19 protein-coding genes are annotated in these 14,488 nt (G+C 71.3%); 11 read left to right on the forward strand and 8 right to left on the reverse strand.

The features are described from left to right. The first annotated feature begins 13 nt into the window (after nucleotides 1-13). The 3 genes from ACZ3ZE_RS11055 (at nucleotide 14) to ACZ3ZE_RS11065 (ending at nucleotide 2,235) form a co-directional block, all read left to right on the forward strand. Nucleotides 14-379 carry a hypothetical protein gene (locus tag ACZ3ZE_RS11055; protein WP_361622979.1) on the forward strand — a complete coding sequence of 122 codons (366 nt, stop codon included), beginning with the start codon at nucleotides 14-16 and terminating at the stop codon, nucleotides 377-379. Nucleotides 380-537: 158 nt separating this feature from the next. Then, complete coding sequence (locus ACZ3ZE_RS11060; protein WP_361178276.1) at nucleotides 538-753, forward strand: DUF397 domain-containing protein; 216 nt, start codon at nucleotides 538-540, stop codon at nucleotides 751-753. 138 nt (nucleotides 754-891) lie between these two features. Then, on the forward strand, nucleotides 892-2,235 hold the full coding sequence (locus ACZ3ZE_RS11065) for an esterase-like activity of phytase family protein (RefSeq protein WP_361622982.1): 1,344 nt from the start codon (nucleotides 892-894) through the stop codon (nucleotides 2,233-2,235). A gap of 117 nt (nucleotides 2,236-2,352) precedes the next feature. On the opposite strand, the gene ACZ3ZE_RS11070 is transcribed toward ACZ3ZE_RS11065, so the two are convergent. The 8 genes from ACZ3ZE_RS11070 to ACZ3ZE_RS11105 all read right to left on the reverse strand — a co-directional run bounded on the left by ACZ3ZE_RS11070 (nucleotide 2,353) and on the right by ACZ3ZE_RS11105 (nucleotide 8,366). Further along, nucleotides 2,353-2,589 carry a DUF6253 family protein gene (locus tag ACZ3ZE_RS11070; RefSeq protein WP_329425488.1) on the reverse strand — a complete coding sequence of 79 codons (237 nt, stop codon included), beginning with the start codon at nucleotides 2,587-2,589 and terminating at the stop codon, nucleotides 2,353-2,355. Nucleotides 2,590-2,593: 4 nt separating this feature from the next. Next, nucleotides 2,594-3,403: a maleate cis-trans isomerase family protein gene (locus ACZ3ZE_RS11075; protein WP_361178280.1), complete on the reverse strand. Its 810-nt coding sequence runs from the start codon at nucleotides 3,401-3,403 to the stop codon at nucleotides 2,594-2,596. Nucleotides 3,404-3,415: 12 nt separating this feature from the next. Continuing rightward, entirely contained in the window at nucleotides 3,416-4,126 is a 711-nt protein-coding gene (locus ACZ3ZE_RS11080; RefSeq protein WP_361178282.1) for a transglutaminase-like domain-containing protein, read from the reverse strand. Between the two features lie 18 nt (nucleotides 4,127-4,144). Continuing rightward, the gene (locus ACZ3ZE_RS11085; RefSeq protein WP_361178285.1) at nucleotides 4,145-5,296 is read right to left on the reverse strand and encodes an acyl-CoA dehydrogenase family protein; all 1,152 of its coding nucleotides are present in this window, start codon (nucleotides 5,294-5,296) and stop codon (nucleotides 4,145-4,147) included. Between the two features lie 83 nt (nucleotides 5,297-5,379). Beyond that, complete coding sequence (locus ACZ3ZE_RS11090; RefSeq protein ID WP_361178287.1) at nucleotides 5,380-5,754, reverse strand: ectoine synthase; 375 nt, start codon at nucleotides 5,752-5,754, stop codon at nucleotides 5,380-5,382. 55 nt (nucleotides 5,755-5,809) lie between these two features. Further along, entirely contained in the window at nucleotides 5,810-6,079 is a 270-nt protein-coding gene (locus ACZ3ZE_RS11095) for a phosphopantetheine-binding protein (protein ID WP_329425480.1), read from the reverse strand. After that, nucleotides 6,076-7,533 (reverse strand): AMP-binding protein, encoded by a 1,458-nt coding sequence (locus tag ACZ3ZE_RS11100; protein WP_467258483.1) that lies wholly within the window; start codon nucleotides 7,531-7,533, stop codon nucleotides 6,076-6,078. Before ACZ3ZE_RS11100 ends, ACZ3ZE_RS11095 begins: the two co-directional genes overlap by 4 nt. A 377-nt stretch (nucleotides 7,534-7,910) precedes the next feature. Next, entirely contained in the window at nucleotides 7,911-8,366 is a 456-nt protein-coding gene (locus tag ACZ3ZE_RS11105; protein WP_329425476.1) for a MarR family winged helix-turn-helix transcriptional regulator, read from the reverse strand. Nucleotides 8,367-8,495: 129 nt separating this feature from the next. On the opposite strand from ACZ3ZE_RS11105, the gene ACZ3ZE_RS11110 reads away from it, so the two are divergent. The 8 genes from ACZ3ZE_RS11110 to ACZ3ZE_RS11145 all read left to right on the forward strand — a co-directional run bounded on the left by ACZ3ZE_RS11110 (nucleotide 8,496) and on the right by ACZ3ZE_RS11145 (nucleotide 14,376). Beyond that, on the forward strand, nucleotides 8,496-8,909 hold the full coding sequence (locus ACZ3ZE_RS11110) for a DMT family transporter (RefSeq protein WP_361178291.1): 414 nt from the start codon (nucleotides 8,496-8,498) through the stop codon (nucleotides 8,907-8,909). Between the two features lie 46 nt (nucleotides 8,910-8,955). Continuing rightward, nucleotides 8,956-9,273 (forward strand): DMT family transporter, encoded by a 318-nt coding sequence (locus ACZ3ZE_RS11115; RefSeq protein WP_361178293.1) that lies wholly within the window; start codon nucleotides 8,956-8,958, stop codon nucleotides 9,271-9,273. 8 nt (nucleotides 9,274-9,281) lie between these two features. Then, on the forward strand, nucleotides 9,282-9,770 hold the full coding sequence (locus ACZ3ZE_RS11120; RefSeq protein ID WP_361178295.1) for a nucleoside deaminase: 489 nt from the start codon (nucleotides 9,282-9,284) through the stop codon (nucleotides 9,768-9,770). Beyond that, complete coding sequence (locus tag ACZ3ZE_RS11125) at nucleotides 9,767-10,468, forward strand: DsbA family oxidoreductase (protein WP_361178297.1); 702 nt, start codon at nucleotides 9,767-9,769, stop codon at nucleotides 10,466-10,468. The genes ACZ3ZE_RS11120 and ACZ3ZE_RS11125 overlap by 4 nt, the downstream gene beginning before the upstream one ends. A gap of 83 nt (nucleotides 10,469-10,551) precedes the next feature. Then, nucleotides 10,552-11,505, forward strand: coding sequence for a pseudouridine-5'-phosphate glycosidase (locus tag ACZ3ZE_RS11130; protein ID WP_363290924.1), 954 nt, complete (start codon nucleotides 10,552-10,554; stop codon nucleotides 11,503-11,505). Beyond that, on the forward strand, nucleotides 11,502-12,182 hold the full coding sequence (locus tag ACZ3ZE_RS11135) for an HAD family hydrolase (protein ID WP_361178303.1): 681 nt from the start codon (nucleotides 11,502-11,504) through the stop codon (nucleotides 12,180-12,182). The genes ACZ3ZE_RS11130 and ACZ3ZE_RS11135 overlap by 4 nt, the downstream gene beginning before the upstream one ends. 35 nt (nucleotides 12,183-12,217) lie before the next feature. Beyond that, complete coding sequence (locus tag ACZ3ZE_RS11140; protein ID WP_361178306.1) at nucleotides 12,218-13,606, forward strand: MFS transporter; 1,389 nt, start codon at nucleotides 12,218-12,220, stop codon at nucleotides 13,604-13,606. After that, a complete protein-coding gene (locus tag ACZ3ZE_RS11145) occupies nucleotides 13,603-14,376 on the forward strand; it encodes a maleate cis-trans isomerase family protein (RefSeq protein WP_361178308.1) in 774 nt (257 codons plus the stop codon). The genes ACZ3ZE_RS11140 and ACZ3ZE_RS11145 overlap by 4 nt, the downstream gene beginning before the upstream one ends. The last annotated feature ends 112 nt before the right edge of the window (nucleotides 14,377-14,488 follow it).

Genomic DNA, 14,488 nt, shown 5'->3' on the forward strand with positions numbered 1-14,488 from the left:
GAAGGAGCACGGCGTGAACTGGATCTGGGTGATCCTCATCCTCTTCTGGACGGGCGGTTTCGCATGGGCGGCCGACAACGTCAGGACGGCGCTGAAGCACCGGCACGAGCGCAGGATGGAGGTCCTGGAGGCGGCGAGGCAGGAGCGGCTCGCCCTGGAGGCCGCGCACCGGACGCCGGAGCCGGTCTGCGGCTGCACGCACCACCTGGCCAAGCACGACAAGCAGGGCCGGTGCCACGAGCGGGTCGAGGTGCCCACCGCCTGGGACGAGAACAAGAAGCCGGTGCGGTACGAGGCGGGGCAGTGCAACTGCCAGCAGTACGTCGGGCCGCAGCCGCTGTCGCGGATCTACGCGGACGAGCTGACCGACCTGGACTGACCCGGGCCCGGCGGCGTCTCACCCGAGGCGCCGCCGGGCCTCCTCGGCGCGGTCGCGGAGCAGCGGGATCAGGGCGCCCCGGAGGCGTGGCACGGCCGAACCCCGTTTGCGGTACTCCACGGCCGCCGTGACGCTGGGGGTGAGAGGAGAACACCCAGATGAACAAGGACCCGCTGTACTCGCAGAACCTGACCAACGCCGTCTGGCGGAAGAGCACGCACAGCGCCACCGACGGCTGTGTCGAGGTGACCCGTCTGGGCGCCGGGGCGGTCGCGCTGCGCGACTCCCGGAACCCCGAGGGCGGGGACCTGCGTTTCACCGCCGCCGAGTGGGCGGCCTTCTGCGCGGGCGTGCGCGCCGGCGAGTTCCGCTAGCGGACGACGGGGGCCCGGGTGGCGGTGGGCTGCCGACGGGCCCCCTCTCCGGGCGGCGCGCCCAGCCGCCGTCTCCGGTTCACCCGGTGGCCCCCGGCGCGCCACACGCTTCTCACCCGCGGTCTGGACCATCCGGCCATGACCACCGCTTCCCGCGTGCTGCGCGGCTCCGCCGCCGTTCTGCCGCTGTCCGCCGTCCTCGCTCTGACCGCGGTCGCCTGGCCCGCCGAGGGCACCCCGGCCCCGCACGGCTCCCCCGCCCGGGTCGTCTCCGCCTCGGTGCTGCCGGACATCCCGCTGGCGGAGTTCAGCAACCGGCTGCTGCCGGGCAGCGTCGCCGACGACCGCGGGATCGACCTGGGCGGCATCGGCAGCGACCTGTACCCGGCCGGGCGGCGCGGCGAGTACTGGACCGTCACCGACCGCGGGCCCAACGGCCAGATAGCCGTCGGCAAGGAGAAGCGGCGCACCTTCCCCGTGCCGGGCTTCGACCCGGCCATCGTGAAGATCCGTGCCGTCGGCGACCGCGTCGAGGTGCTGAAGGCCATCCCGCTGACCACGTCGTCCGGCGCGCCGGTGACCGGGCTGCCGAACCAGCCGGGCCGCGACGAGGCCCCGTACACCTACGACGCGAAGAACCCGCTGCGCCACGACCCGAACGGCCTGGACACCGAGGGTCTGGTGCGGGGCCGGGACGGCAGCTTCTGGCTGGCCGACGAGTACGGCCCGTCCCTGGTGCACGTCTCCGCGCACGGCCGGGTGCTCGCCCGGCACGTGCCGAAGGGGCTCGGTCTGACCGGCGCCGGCTACCCGGTGATCGAGTCGCTGCCGTCGATCTACCTCCAGCGCAAGGTCAACCGCGGCTTCGAGGGGCTGGCGCTGCTGCCCGACGGCGACCTGGTGATGGCGCTGCAGAGCCCGCTGCTCAACCCCGACAAGGACAGCGGCGAGAACTCCCGCACCACCCGGCTGCTGCGCTTCTCGCCGCGCGCGGCGAAGGTCACCGCCGAGTACGCGTACCGCTTCGACCCGGTCGGTGTGGTCGAGCCCGGCCAGACCAAGACCTCCGAGCTGAAGATCTCCGCGCTCGTCGCGCTGGGCGGCGACCGGCTGCTCGTCGAGGAGCGCACCGACAAGGCGGCCCGGCTGTACGAGATCCGGCTGCGGCGCGGCGCGGACATCCTGGGCTCCGCCTGGGACGCGGCCGGCACCAGCCCGGCCCTGGAGCAGCTCGACGACCCGGCGGCGGCCGGTGTCCCGGTGCCGGCCAAGCGTCTGGTGGTGGACCTGGGCACGGTCGAGGGCGTCCCCGGCAAGATCGAGGGGGTCGCGGTCGAGGGCGAGCGGACCCTGGTGCTGCTCAACGACAACGACTTCGGCATGACCGACGGCACCGGCGCGTTCGACGCGAACGGGCGCCTGGTCGACAGTGGCGTCGAGACCCGGCTGGTGAAGGTGCGGCTGGACCGGCCGCTGCGCTGACACGGGCCCGCCGCTCGTGCCGAGGCCCGCCCCTCTCCCCGGTTCGCCGGTGGAGAGGGGCGGGCCTCGTGGTGGGTACGGCGCCTTCGCACTGCCCCGGGGGTCCGGGGACCGTACCTACCGGCTCGCGAGCTGCCGGGCGACGGGCGCCGGGACGGCGGTCGCGCAGGAGCAGTCGGGCTTGACGGCGTAGCGGGTGAAGCCGGGGAGTTCCTCGGCCCTGCGCAGTCCGCCCTTGTGGAGGGTCACTCCGTACACGTTCGGTCCGTCGGTGCGCCAGCAGACCAGGGGGGTGCGGTAGACGTCGCCCTCGGGGGTGGTGAACACGGCGACGTAGCCGTCGGCGGGCAGCATCCGGTCACGCTTCCTTCGGTACGGCGCGGAAGAGGCGCCCGTAGTCGGTGACCCGCGCGGCGGCCTCGGCGGCGCCGGCCAGGTGCAGGGCGTGCCACAGGACGGCCTGGTTGGCGGTGAGGACGTGGAAGCCGAGCTCGTCCTCCAGGCCGCGGACGGTGCCGACGGCGCGGATGCCGTTGCCGGCGACGAGGATGGCCTCGGGGTGGGCGTCGGCGACGGTGGTGCGGATCCACTCCGACAGGTTCCGCGGGGTGATGGCGGTCTGCTCGGAGGGCAGGCCGACGGGTCCGTGGTGGACCACGGTGAAGCCCTGGGCCTCGAAGTACTCCTGGCCCTGGGTGGACAGCTTGTCGTCGAACCAGGGCGGGTTGACGATCGCGATCCGCCGGGCGCCGAGGGCGCGGAAGCCGGCGACGGCGGCCCTGGCGGTGCCGGTGACGGGGATGCCGCGGGTGACGGGGGCCAGGCGCTCGTAGAGGGCGTTCTCGCCGTCAACGCCAAGGACGTACGAGGAGCTGGTGAAGCCGAGCACGAGTGCGTGCAGCGGCGAGTCGGCCAGGAGCTTGACGGCGTTGTCGACGGCCGGGGGCTCGACGAACGCCGTGATGGGGTCCTGGGGGATCTTCTCCGCGACCATGTGCCCGCCGGGGAGCATCCCGCCGAAGTCGATGCGGGAGGCGTGGATCGTCACCGAGTCCGGTGCGAGGGCCTGGAGTTCGGCCTCGGGGCCGACATCGGCCGAGGGGACGACGACGCCGATGCGGGTGGTGGCGTCCCAGCCGTCGGACGGCGCTGTGGTGGCGCTGCTCATGCTCTCGGATCCTTATCTGCCGGCGGCGGGGTCGACGGCGGTGTCGGCCTCGGCGGCCAGTGAGCCGCCCTTGACGGTGCCGCTGCCCTCGCTGCTCAGGAAGTTGGGGTGCTTGGCGCGCATGGTGGAGATGACGAAGTCGTACGGGACGTCGTCGAAGGAGCCGTGGTCCTTGAGGAACTCCATGGAGCCCTTGCCGTCCTGGCCCGCGTACGGGTGGTAGAGGGAGTCGCCGGTGCCGTCGAACTCGAGCGCCTCCATGCCGTAGAGGCGGCAGAGCAGCTTGTTGAAGACGGGGGTGGCCTTGACCCAGCGGCCGTCCAGGTAGACCTGGGTGAGGCCGTGGAAGAAGACGTCGCCGCCGATGTGGGCGATCAGCCGGGGGCTGGCGAGGTGGTTGCGGACGTCGCCGTAGACCAGCTTGGAGGGGATGCCCAGGGCGCGGACGGCGGCGGCGTAGACGACCGACTTGTGGAGGCAGAAGCCCTGGCCGGCGGTGAGGACGCTGGAGGCCTTGAGGCCCTCGGGGCTGAGGTCGGTGTCGTAGACCTCGTAGTCGAGGCCGTCCCGGACGGCGTAGTAGAGCTTCACGGCGTTCTCGCGCCGGTCGGCGGCACGGTCCTTGACGACGGAGTCCACGAAGTTCTGGACCTCGTCGGACTCGTGGTCGAGGAAGTCCGTGGGCCGGGTCAGTGCGTGCAGTTCGTCGAGGGCGATGCTCATGACGGGAGAGCTCCTAGCTCAGAGTCCGAGGAGGGCGGCCATGCGGTTGCGCTGGATCTCGCTGCTGCCCGAGTAGATGGTTCCCGCGACGGAGTTGCGCAGGTCGCGCTCGATGCCGTACGAGGTGAGGACGCCGCGGCCGCCGTGGATCTGGACGGCGTCCAGGGCGGTCTTCACGTTGGCCTCGGAGACGACGATCTTGGTGGAGGCCAGGTCGAGGGAGATGTCCTCGCCGCGTTCGGCCTTGGCGCCAGTGTCGGCGAGCCACTTGGCGGCGGTCTCGACGGCGATCCGCATGTCGACGATCTTGTGGCTGATCGCCTGGTAGCCGGAGATGGGCTGCCCGAACTGGGTGCGCTCGGTGGCGAACCGGATGACGGTGTCGAGCCGGTGGCGCATCTCGCCGAGGGAGAGGGAGAAGGCGTAGAGGATCTCGCGCTTCATCACGTAGTCCAGGACGAGGAAGCCGCCGCCCTCGGCGCCGACCCGGTTGGTCACGGGGACGCGCAGCCGGTCGAAGCTCAGCCGGCCGAGGGGGGAGGTGCGCAGGCCGAGCTTGTCGAGGGGTTCGCCGATCTCCAGGCCCGGGGTGTCGCGTTCGACGAGCAGGCAGGTCAGGCCGAAGGGGCCGGGCTTGCCGGTGCGCACGTACAGCAGGAAGAGGTCGGCGACGGGGGCGTTGGTGATGAACATCTTGCCGCCGTCGACGACGTAGTGGTCGTCCTCGCGGACGGCGACGGTGCTGATGTTCATGGCGTCGGAGCCGCCGGACTCCTCGGTGATGGCGTGGGCGGTGACGGCCTCGCCGGAGAGGATGCGGGGCAGGTACCGGGCCTTCAGCTCGGCGGAGCCGAACTTCTCCAGCGGGGTGGCGAGGGAGACGATCTGCGTCGAGGTGGAGAAGGCGACGCCGGCGTCGCGGCAGTGGTAGCCGAGGCCTTCGAGGACCTTCATGGTCTCGGTGAAGCTGCGTCCGCTGCCGCCGTGCTCCTCCTTGAAGGGGGTGCGCAGGATGCCGCTGTCCCTGATCGCCTGCCACTTGGCGCGGGAGAAGACGCCGCCTGCGTCCAGCTCCGCGAGGTCGGCGTTCAGGACGTCGGCGTAGGGGGCGACGAGTGCGGTGAGCGGGCCGTCCCGGTCGGTCGGGGGCGGCAGTACTTCGGCGGTCACGGTCTTCCTTCCTGGTACGGACGGGGCGGGCGTTCCCGGCCGGGCCGTGTCGCGCCGACGGCCCGGCCGGGAACGGGAGGTGCCTAGTACTGGGAGAACCCGTCCTCGGAGAGTCTGTGCTGCTCCGCGCCCGTGAGCGGCGGGTTGAAGACCGAGATGAGGTGCAGGTCCTCGTGCTCGGAGGCTATGAGGTAGTGCGGGTCGTGCTCGTCGAGGACGTAGATCGTGCCCGGGTTGATCTTGAAGACGGTGCCGTCCTTGTGCACGACCGCGCCGGAGCCCGCGACGCAGTAGCAGGCCTCCAGGTGGTTGCGGTACTGGAGGGCGGAGTTGGTGCCCTTGCGGACCAGCGTCTTGCAGACGGTGAAGCCCATCTTGTCGGCCTCGGTCAGCAGCCGGTGGCTGGTGCCGTTGCCCCATTCGACCGGGGTGACGTCCTCGAGCGTGCGCGTGAACATGCGTGTCTCCTCTGCGGAATGTGCGGATACCTGGCAGATGCCTGAGGGGTGGCGTTCAGAGAGCGGTGTTGTCCGTGATCGTCTTGGTGATGGCGTCGATCGTGCGGAAGTTGTCCGGCCCGATCTCGATGTCGTCGATGGGGACGCCGTAGGTGTTGGCGATGTGCTGGATGAGCTTCACGAGGCCCAGCGAGTCGACGACGCCCGATTCGATCAGCTCGTAGTCGCCGGGCAGGTCCTCGGCGGTGATGTCCTCGCCCTTCAGGTACTGCGTGAGCAGGTGGGCGCGGATCTCTCCGGCGATGTCACGGGTGGGGGCGCTCATGCGCTGATCTCCTCCTTGATCTTGTTGCGGTCCGGCTTGCCGGTCGAGGTGCGCGGCAAGGGGATCTCGCTGATGCGGACGCTGGACGGAATGGCGTGGCGGGGCAGGTTGGCTCCCGCGTACGAGCGGATCGTGAGGGAGTTGAGGCCGGCTCCGGCGCGCTTGGTGAGGCGGGCGTACAGTCTCACTCCGGCCTCCGGGTCGGGGAGGGCGACGACGGCCGCCTCCTCGACGTCGGGGTGTTGGGCGAGGACGGACTCGACCTCCTGGAGGTTGGTGCGCACCCCGCGCACCTTGACCTGCCAGTCGGAGCGGCCTTCGAGCTGGTAGAGGCCGTCGGCGTTACGGGTGACGATGTCCCCGGTGCGGTAGAAGACCCGGCCCTCGCGGACGACGAACACGTCCGGGTTCAGGGATTCCTGGAGGTAGCCGGTGGTCTGGAAGGGGGTGCGGACGACGAGTTCGCCGCTGCCGGGTCCGGTCAGCGCCCGCCCCTCGTCGTCGAGGACGGTGGCCTCGACGCCGGGCAGCGGCCGGCCGATGGGGATCTTCCCGTGCGCGGTGCGCGGGTCGATGGGGTACAGGAAGCTGTCGTTGGTCTCGGTGCAGCCGTAGACGTTGTGGAACCGCGCGAGAGGAAACGATTCTGCGGCACGTTCCAGGAGGTCCTGCGGTACGGCGTCCCCGGTGAGGAGCACCTCGCGCACCCGCTCGAAGCTCCCCTCCCCCTCGGTGAGCAGGCGGTAGAGCAGCGGCACCCCCTGGACGAAGGTGACCGTGCCGTCCGCGACGAGGCTCCGCAGGTGCGGGGCGTCGGTGGCCTTCTCGCGGTCGACCAGGACGACCCGCGCCCCGGCGCCGAGGAAGGTCCACACGTCGAGCAGGGCCAGGTCGAAGTTGAGCGGGGCGTAGGACAGGGAGCTGTCCGCGGCGGTGATGCGGAACTCCTCGACGGCCCACGCGGCGAAGGCGTCGAAGGCCTCGGTCCCGATCGGCACCAGTTTGGGGGTGCCGGTGGAGCCGGAGGTGGTCAGGAGCAGCCGGGCCGCGTCGGCGGCGGGCCGGGCGAAGCCGTCCGCGGCGGCCTCGTCCTCCTCCTGGTACCGGACGGTCAGGGTGCCGTCGGCGGCGGCCGAGAGCCGTGCCGAGACCCGCGCCTGACGGCAGATCCGGTCGAGGGCGTCCTCGCCGAGTTCGGCGGAGGGCGCGAGGACGACCAGAGGCCGGCCGAAGGCGGCGAGCATCAGGGCGACGGTCGCCGGGTCCTTGCGGGCCGGTACGCACACCGGCCGGCCGGCCGGGAGGTCCGCCGCCGCGATCCGCTCCGACAGGAGCGTCACCAGGGCGGCGAGTTCACCGTAGGTCACCCGCTCGTCGTTGAGCACGAGTGCCGTCGAGGACGGCTGCCGCTCGGCGTGCGCGGCGATGTTCTGGGCAAGGCTGGGCGATGGCACGTTTCCCCCGCATGGTCTGGAAAAGACTGGGCCAAGCACCGTTCGATCCGTCCGGCCCTTCGTTCGAGTGAACGATCTCCGTTCGAACCGATCTGCGCCGAGATCAGAGATTACCGATTCTCCATGCACGGTCAAGCATATACCGAGCGGTCTCGTTGTGACCTAGGTCACCGCTTGTGCATGCAACTAATACTCTAAGTCAAGATCATTAAGTTGGTGCTGCAGCCGTGTGAACGCAAAAAGGCCGCGCCCTTCCGTCTCCGGCGGATGGAGACGGTGGGAGGCGACGGCCAGCGGTCGGGGAAGAGGTACGGGGAGAGGACGGAGGCGAGCCCGGGGGGACGGGGGTGCGCTCGGGACGAGCCCGGAACGAGGGGTTACGCCGGGCGGGCGCTGCGCAGCGAGGCCACGGTGGCCGCGAGCGCGGGGTCGGCGCCCTGCGAGTTGAGCGCGCCGGAGAGTACTTCCGCGTAGGTCGCGCGGGCGGCCACATAGCGGCTGCGGCCCTCGTCGGTGATCACCGCGTAGACCCCGCGCTTGTCCGAGGGACAGAGGTCCTTGAAGGCGTAACCGGCACCTTTGAGCCGCTCGACGAGGCGGGTCACCGAGGACTGCCCGAGCCCGATCTTGTCGGCGAGCTCCTGCATGCGCAGCTCGCTGGTGGGCGAGGAGGACAGGTTCTCGAGCGCCCGGTACTCCGAGAGGCCGATGCCGTGCCGGCGCTGGAGCGCGTTGGCGAGCTCGCGCTCGACCCGTGCATGGAGGGTGAGCACGCGGTCCCAGACGGCCTGGTCCGAGGTGGGCGCGGGAGACGTGGTGCTGGCGTTGTTCATGTACCTCTCCTCAAAAGGGGGTTTGACAACAGGTTATATGACCATGCAAGATCCTAGCTAACTTCGTGCCGTACTTAGGAGCCTCATGATCCTAAGGAACTTGCACGCACAAACAACAATGGAGGCAAAGTGTCCGCCGATCAGACACAGAAGAACCAGAACATCGGCTGGGCCTGGCTGCTGTTCTCGTCGCTGTTCGAGATCACCTTCGCCCTCTCCACCGAGGCCACCCACGCCTTCACCCGCCTCGGCCCCTCGCTCCTCACGGCCGCGGCCGCCTCGTGCGGCATCTACACGCTCTCCCAGGCCCTCAAGTACATCGACGTGGGCGTCGGTTACACCGTCTGGGCCGGCATCGGCGGCGTCGGCACCGTCATCTTCGGCACCCTGATCTACGACGAGCCGATGACGATCTGGAAGGTCCTCGCCTTCGTCCTGATCATCGGCGGCGGCACCACCCTGCGCATCACGGACAAGATCGCCGCGGACAAGAAGGTCGCGGCGGAGCGCGTCGCTGAAGAGCGCGCCACGGCCTCCGTCTGATCTCCCCACCCTCCCCCCCTCGCTTCCAGTAGAGAGAGCCGTTCCCATGACCTGGGTCTACCTCGGTATCGCCATCGTCTTCGAGATCCTCTTCGCGCTCGGCACCAACGCCACACAGGGCTTCACCAAGCTGTGGCCCAGCGTGCTGACCCTGCTGGCCGCGGCCGGCGGCATCTACACGCTGTCCCGCGCCCTGCTGGAGCTGGACGTGTCGGTCGGCTACACGATCTGGACCGGCATCGGCGGCGTCGGCACCGTCGTCTTCGGCGCGATCCTCTTCAAGGAGAAGATCACCCTCGCCCGGCTGCTGTCCTTCGCGTCGATCATCGGCGGCGCCATCATCCTGCGCGTGACCTCCGTCTGAGCCCCCTCATGACGACCGCAGCCAAGGACCACCTGACCAAGCAGGTGGAAGAAGCAGTCCGGATCAGCCGCGCACACGTCGCCGCCGGCGGCATCCCCTTCTCCGGCATCGTGGTCCGCCACGACGGCCGGGTCCTGGGAACCGGCTTCAACCGCGTCCGCGAGGACCGCGACGCCTCCGCCCACGCGGAGGTGGTCGCCCTGCGCAACGCCACCAAGCAGCACGGCTCGTTCGCCGTGCACGGGGCGACCCTGATCGCCTCCGGAGAGCCGTGCGCCCTGTGCTACCAGGTCGCCCTGTACTTCGGCGTCGAACACATCGTCTACGCCGCCGACCGCGAGGCCGCGGCCCAGTACGGCTTCGACTACTCCGGCTCGTACGGCATCTACCGCGCCGACCCGACCGCGTGGGGCATCAGGACCACCCACCTCCCGGTCGAGGGATACGAGGTGCCGTTCCAGGAGTACCTGGCCAACCGAGGGAGCAACCACTCGTGAGCACCGAGAGCACCGGGACGCCCGCGGCCACCGGGAGCGGCACCGAGAAGGTACGGATCCAGGTCTGGTCCGACTACGTGTGTCCCTTCTGCATGCTGGCCGAGGGCCCGCTGGAGGAGGCCGTCGAGGGTCTCGACGTCGAGATCGAGTGGAAGCCCTTCGAGCTCCGCGCCGAGCCCAAGCCGACGCTCCGCCCGGAGGACCCGTACCTCCCCGAGATCTGGAAGCGCGCCGTCTACCCGATGGCCCGCCGCCTGGGCGTGGACATCACCCTGCCCACCGTCTCGCCGCAGCCGTACACCCGACTGGCCTTCGAGGGCTGGCAGTTCGCCGTCGAGCACGGCCGGGGCGACGCGTACAACCAGCGCATGTTCCGGGCCTTCTTCCAGGAGAGCCTGGACCTCGGCCGGCTCGACGTCCTCGTCGGCCTCGCCGAGGAGATCGGCCTCGACGGCCCCGCGTACCGCAAGGCCCTGGAGGACGGCACGTACTACGAGCGCCACCAGGACGCCCTGCGCGACGCCGAGGCGAACCGCGTCCAGGCCGTCCCGACGATCCTCGTCGGCGACACCCGTCTGGAGGGCGTGCCCAGCACCGCGCAGATCCGCAAGGCCGTCCTGGACGAGCGGGCCAGGCTGGCCGAGTCCGCCGCGCTCGACGGCGTGGTCTGTCGCGCCGACGGCACGGGCTGCGCGTAACGCGTCCGCCCTTCACGCAGGCAGAAGTCAGAGAGACAGGCACAGCACCGCACAGCACTCCGCAACACAAAGGGGATCCCTTCATGACCACCTCCTCGCACCTTCGTGCGCCGGCGTTCGACCCGACTCTCCTCGCACTCGGCGAGGAGGTGTCAGAAGCCCTGGCCCACGGCAGACCCGTCGTGGCCCTGGAATCCTCCGTCCTCTCCGGCTTCCCCCACCCCGACAACCTGGAGCTGGCCCGGGAGATGGACGCCGGGATCCGCGCCCAGGGCGCCGTGCCGGCGCGGATCGCGCTGCTCGGCGGAAAGCTGCGGGTCGGTCTCGACGACGCGCTGCTCCAGGAGTTCTGCGCGTACGGGAAGGTGCCGAAGGTCTCCACCCGTGACATCGGCGTCACCCTCGCGGCCGGCGGCCCCGGCGGGACCACCGTCTCCTCGTCGCTGCTCGCCGCCGAACTGGCCGGGATCCGCGTCTTCGCCGTCGCCGGCATCGGCGGCGTCCACCGCGACGCCCCCGCCAGCTTCGACATCTCCACCGACCTCGTCCAGTTCACCCGCGCGCGGACCGCGGTGGTGTGCGCCGGGGCGAAGTCGATGCTGCACCCCCAGTGGACCCTGGAGTGGCTGGAGACCGCGGGCATCCCCGTCATCGGCTACCGCTGCGACGACTTCCCCGCCTACCTCTCCGTCTCCAGCGGCGTGCGCAACCCGCACCGCCTCGACGACCTCGCCGACATCGCCCGGGCCACCTGGGCCCACTGGCGCTCCGGCAACGACACCAGCGTCCTCGTCACCCACCCCATCGCCGAGGACGACGGCATCCCCTCGCAGGAGATCACCGACGCGCTCGCCGAGGCGACCGAGCGCGCCGCCCGCGAAGGGATCACGGGCCCGGCGGTCACCCCGTACCTGCTCAAGGCCATCGCCGAGGCCACCGAGGGCCGCACCGCCGACGCCAACGTGTCCGTGCTGAAGTCGACCACCGCGCTCGCGGCCGAGTTCGCGGTCCACCTCGCCAAGGAGGAGCAGCGGTGAGCGCGGTCCTCTTCGACCTGGACGGCACCCTGCTCGACACGCCGTCCGCCATCGCCGACACCCTCCACGCCACCCTCGCCGAGCGGGGCCGCAGCGCCTCCGACGCGCGGGTGCGGGCGACGATCGGCCGGCCGCTGGCCGCCTCCTTCGCGGAGCTGACGGACCTTCCCGAGGACCACGCCGAGGTGCACGCCGCGGTCGCCCTCTTCCGGCACCTCTTCCGCGAGCAGGCCGTGCCCCGCGCCCGCGAGCTGGTCTTCCCCGGCATCCGCGCCCTCCTCGAAGGGCTGCGCGAGGAGGGCCACCAGATCGCCATCGTGACCAGCAAGATCAGGCCGAGCGCCGAGGAACTCCTCAAGCCCGCCGGGCTGTACGACCTGTTCCACGCGGTGGTCTGCCACGGCATGGCCGAGCGCGGCAAGCCGCACCCGGACCTGGCGCTGCTGGCCGCCCGCCGGCTCGGCCGCGGCCCGGAGGCGTGCGTGGTCGTCGGGGACGCCGTCGACGACATGCGGATGGCCCGTTCGGCGGGCATGCGCGCGGTCGGCGTCACCTACGGCGTCGCCACCGGGGAGGCTCTGGCAGACGCGGGGGCGCACTCCGTCGTCCGCTCCGTCGACGCCCTCTCCGGCGTGCTCGGCACGCTGACGGCAGCGCCGCTGCCCGCACCGCACTAGAAGCCCGAACCAGCGAACCGTAGAGACCAGGGGACATGACAGCCACACTCACCTCCACCCATAAGCGGAGCGTCACGGGCAGCCTGCTGACCATCTCCGCCGCGCAGTTCCTGATCGCGCTGGACTTCTCCGTCATCTTCGTCGCCATGCCCAGCATGAGCGCCGACCTCGACCTGTCCGGCTCCGCCATGCAGTGGGTCGTCAGCGCCTACAGCGTGTTCTTCGCCGGCTTCCTGATCCTCGGCGGCCGGATCGCCGACCGGATCGGCCCGCGCACCCTGTTCATCGGCGCGCTCGCCCTCTTCGGCGTGGCCTCGCTCGCCGGCGGCCTCGCGGCCGGCGCGGCCGTGCTGCTGCTCGCCCGGGCCGCGCAGGGCATCGCCGCCGCCGCGCTGCAGCCGTCGATCCTCGCCCTGCTCAACACCAGCTTCGAGGCGGGCCGCGAGCGGACCCGGGCGATGGCCGTGTGGGGCACCGTCGGTGCCAGCGGGCTGGCCGCCGGGGTCGTCGTGGGCGGTCTGCTCACCACGGTGTCCTGGCGGTGGACCTTCTTCGTCAACCTGCCCTTCGCGCTGATCTGTGTGCTCGCCGCGCCGCGCTTCCTCGCCCAGCCGGACGTGCGCACGGCGAAGCCGCTGAACGTCCTCAGCGCCGTGGTGTGCACGGCGACCGTGCTGGCCTCGGTGTTCGGTCTGACCTTCGCCGCGGGCGACGGCTGGGGCGCCCCGTCGACGCTGGTGTCCTTCGGCGCCGCCGTGGTGGGCCTGGCCGTCTTCGTGGTGCGGGAGCGCAGCAGCTCGGTGCCGCTGATCGAGCGGTCCCTGCGCGGCACCCGCACGCTGCTCGTCGGCTGCGGGGCGACGGCGCTGTACATGGCGAGCGTCGCGGGCGTCGAGTTCTACATGGTGACGCTGTTCCTCCAGGAGAACCGGGACATGGCCCCGCTCGCCGCCGGCATCGCCTTCCTGCCGCTGGCCGTCTGCATCACGCTCGGCAACATGATCGCCGGCCGGATCATCCCGAAGGTGGGGGTCGGGGTCAGCACCCCGGTCGCCTTCCTGGTCGGCGCGGCCGGTCTGGTGCTGCTCGCCCTCGGCGTCCACACCACCTCGTACTGGACCGGCATGCTGCCGGGCCTGATCGTCTCGGGCCTGGGCCACGGCATGATCTACACGTCGATGTTCGTCGGCGGCACGCGCGACGTCGACGACGCCAACCAGGGTGTCGCGGGCGCCCTCATGACGACCAGTCAGTACGCGGGCGGGGCGCTCGGCGTGGCCGTCCTGGTCATCCTGCTCGGCGACGGCCCCGCGGACTCCCGCTTCCTGCCCGGCTTCCTGCTGGCCGCGGCCCTCGCCGCCGTCGGCGCGCTGTGGAGCTGGCGGGGCTTCGGGGGCCTGCGCGGAAAGGACTCGGTGGCATGACCCGCCTGGGCATCCTCGTCATCCACAACGACCCCGTGCCGGAGACCGAGATCTGGCGGACGGCCCCGGACGGCACCAGTGTCCACACGGCCCGCTTCGAGTGCCCGCGGCTCGACGACGCCGAGTACACCGGCAGCACGGCGCGGCTGCTCGCCGACGCGCCCGACGTGGTCCGCTCGCTGGACTTCCTCGGCCGGCTCGGCGTCGACCGGATCGCGTTCTGCTTCGGCTCGCCCAGCTTCTTCGGCGGCGAGGGCTTCGACGCCGAGTTCGCCGAGGCCGCCCTCGCGCACTCCCACGGCACGCCGGTCTACACCTCGGGGCAGGCCCTGACCGAGGCGCTGGCCGCCGTGGGCGTGCGGCGCCCGCTGGTGGTGATGCCGCCGTGGTTCACGCCGCCGACGCACCGCGCCGCGGAGGCGTACCTGACGGCGCACGGCGTCGAGGAGGTGTTCGTCCACCCCTTCGAGCTGGGCCCGGAGTGGGCGCACATCGAGCCGTACAACGCCTTCGACGAGGGCGCCCGTTGGGCGATCGACCCCGACGAGGTGCTGCGCCAGACCACCGCCGCCTTCGCGGCCACGGGCGGCCGGGCGGACGGGGTCCTCGTGCCCGGCAGCGGCTTCCGCAGCCAGACGCTGGTGCCCCTCCTGGAGAAGGCCCTGGACGTTCCGGTCGTCACCGCCAACCAGTCCGTGCTGTGGTCCGGGCTGCGCGCGGCGGGCGAGCGGGGGGACGAGCGGCACGGCCGCCTGTTCCTCTCCGACTAGGTCCCGCCCGGCAGACCTTGCCGGCTCCCCCGAGCTCCGTGCCCCGACGCGCCGTCCCCCGCCGTCGGGGCACGGTCATGCCAGGGTCCGGTACGGAACCTCCAACCCGGCG

The organism is Streptomyces sp. NPDC023157 (assembly GCF_055560575.1).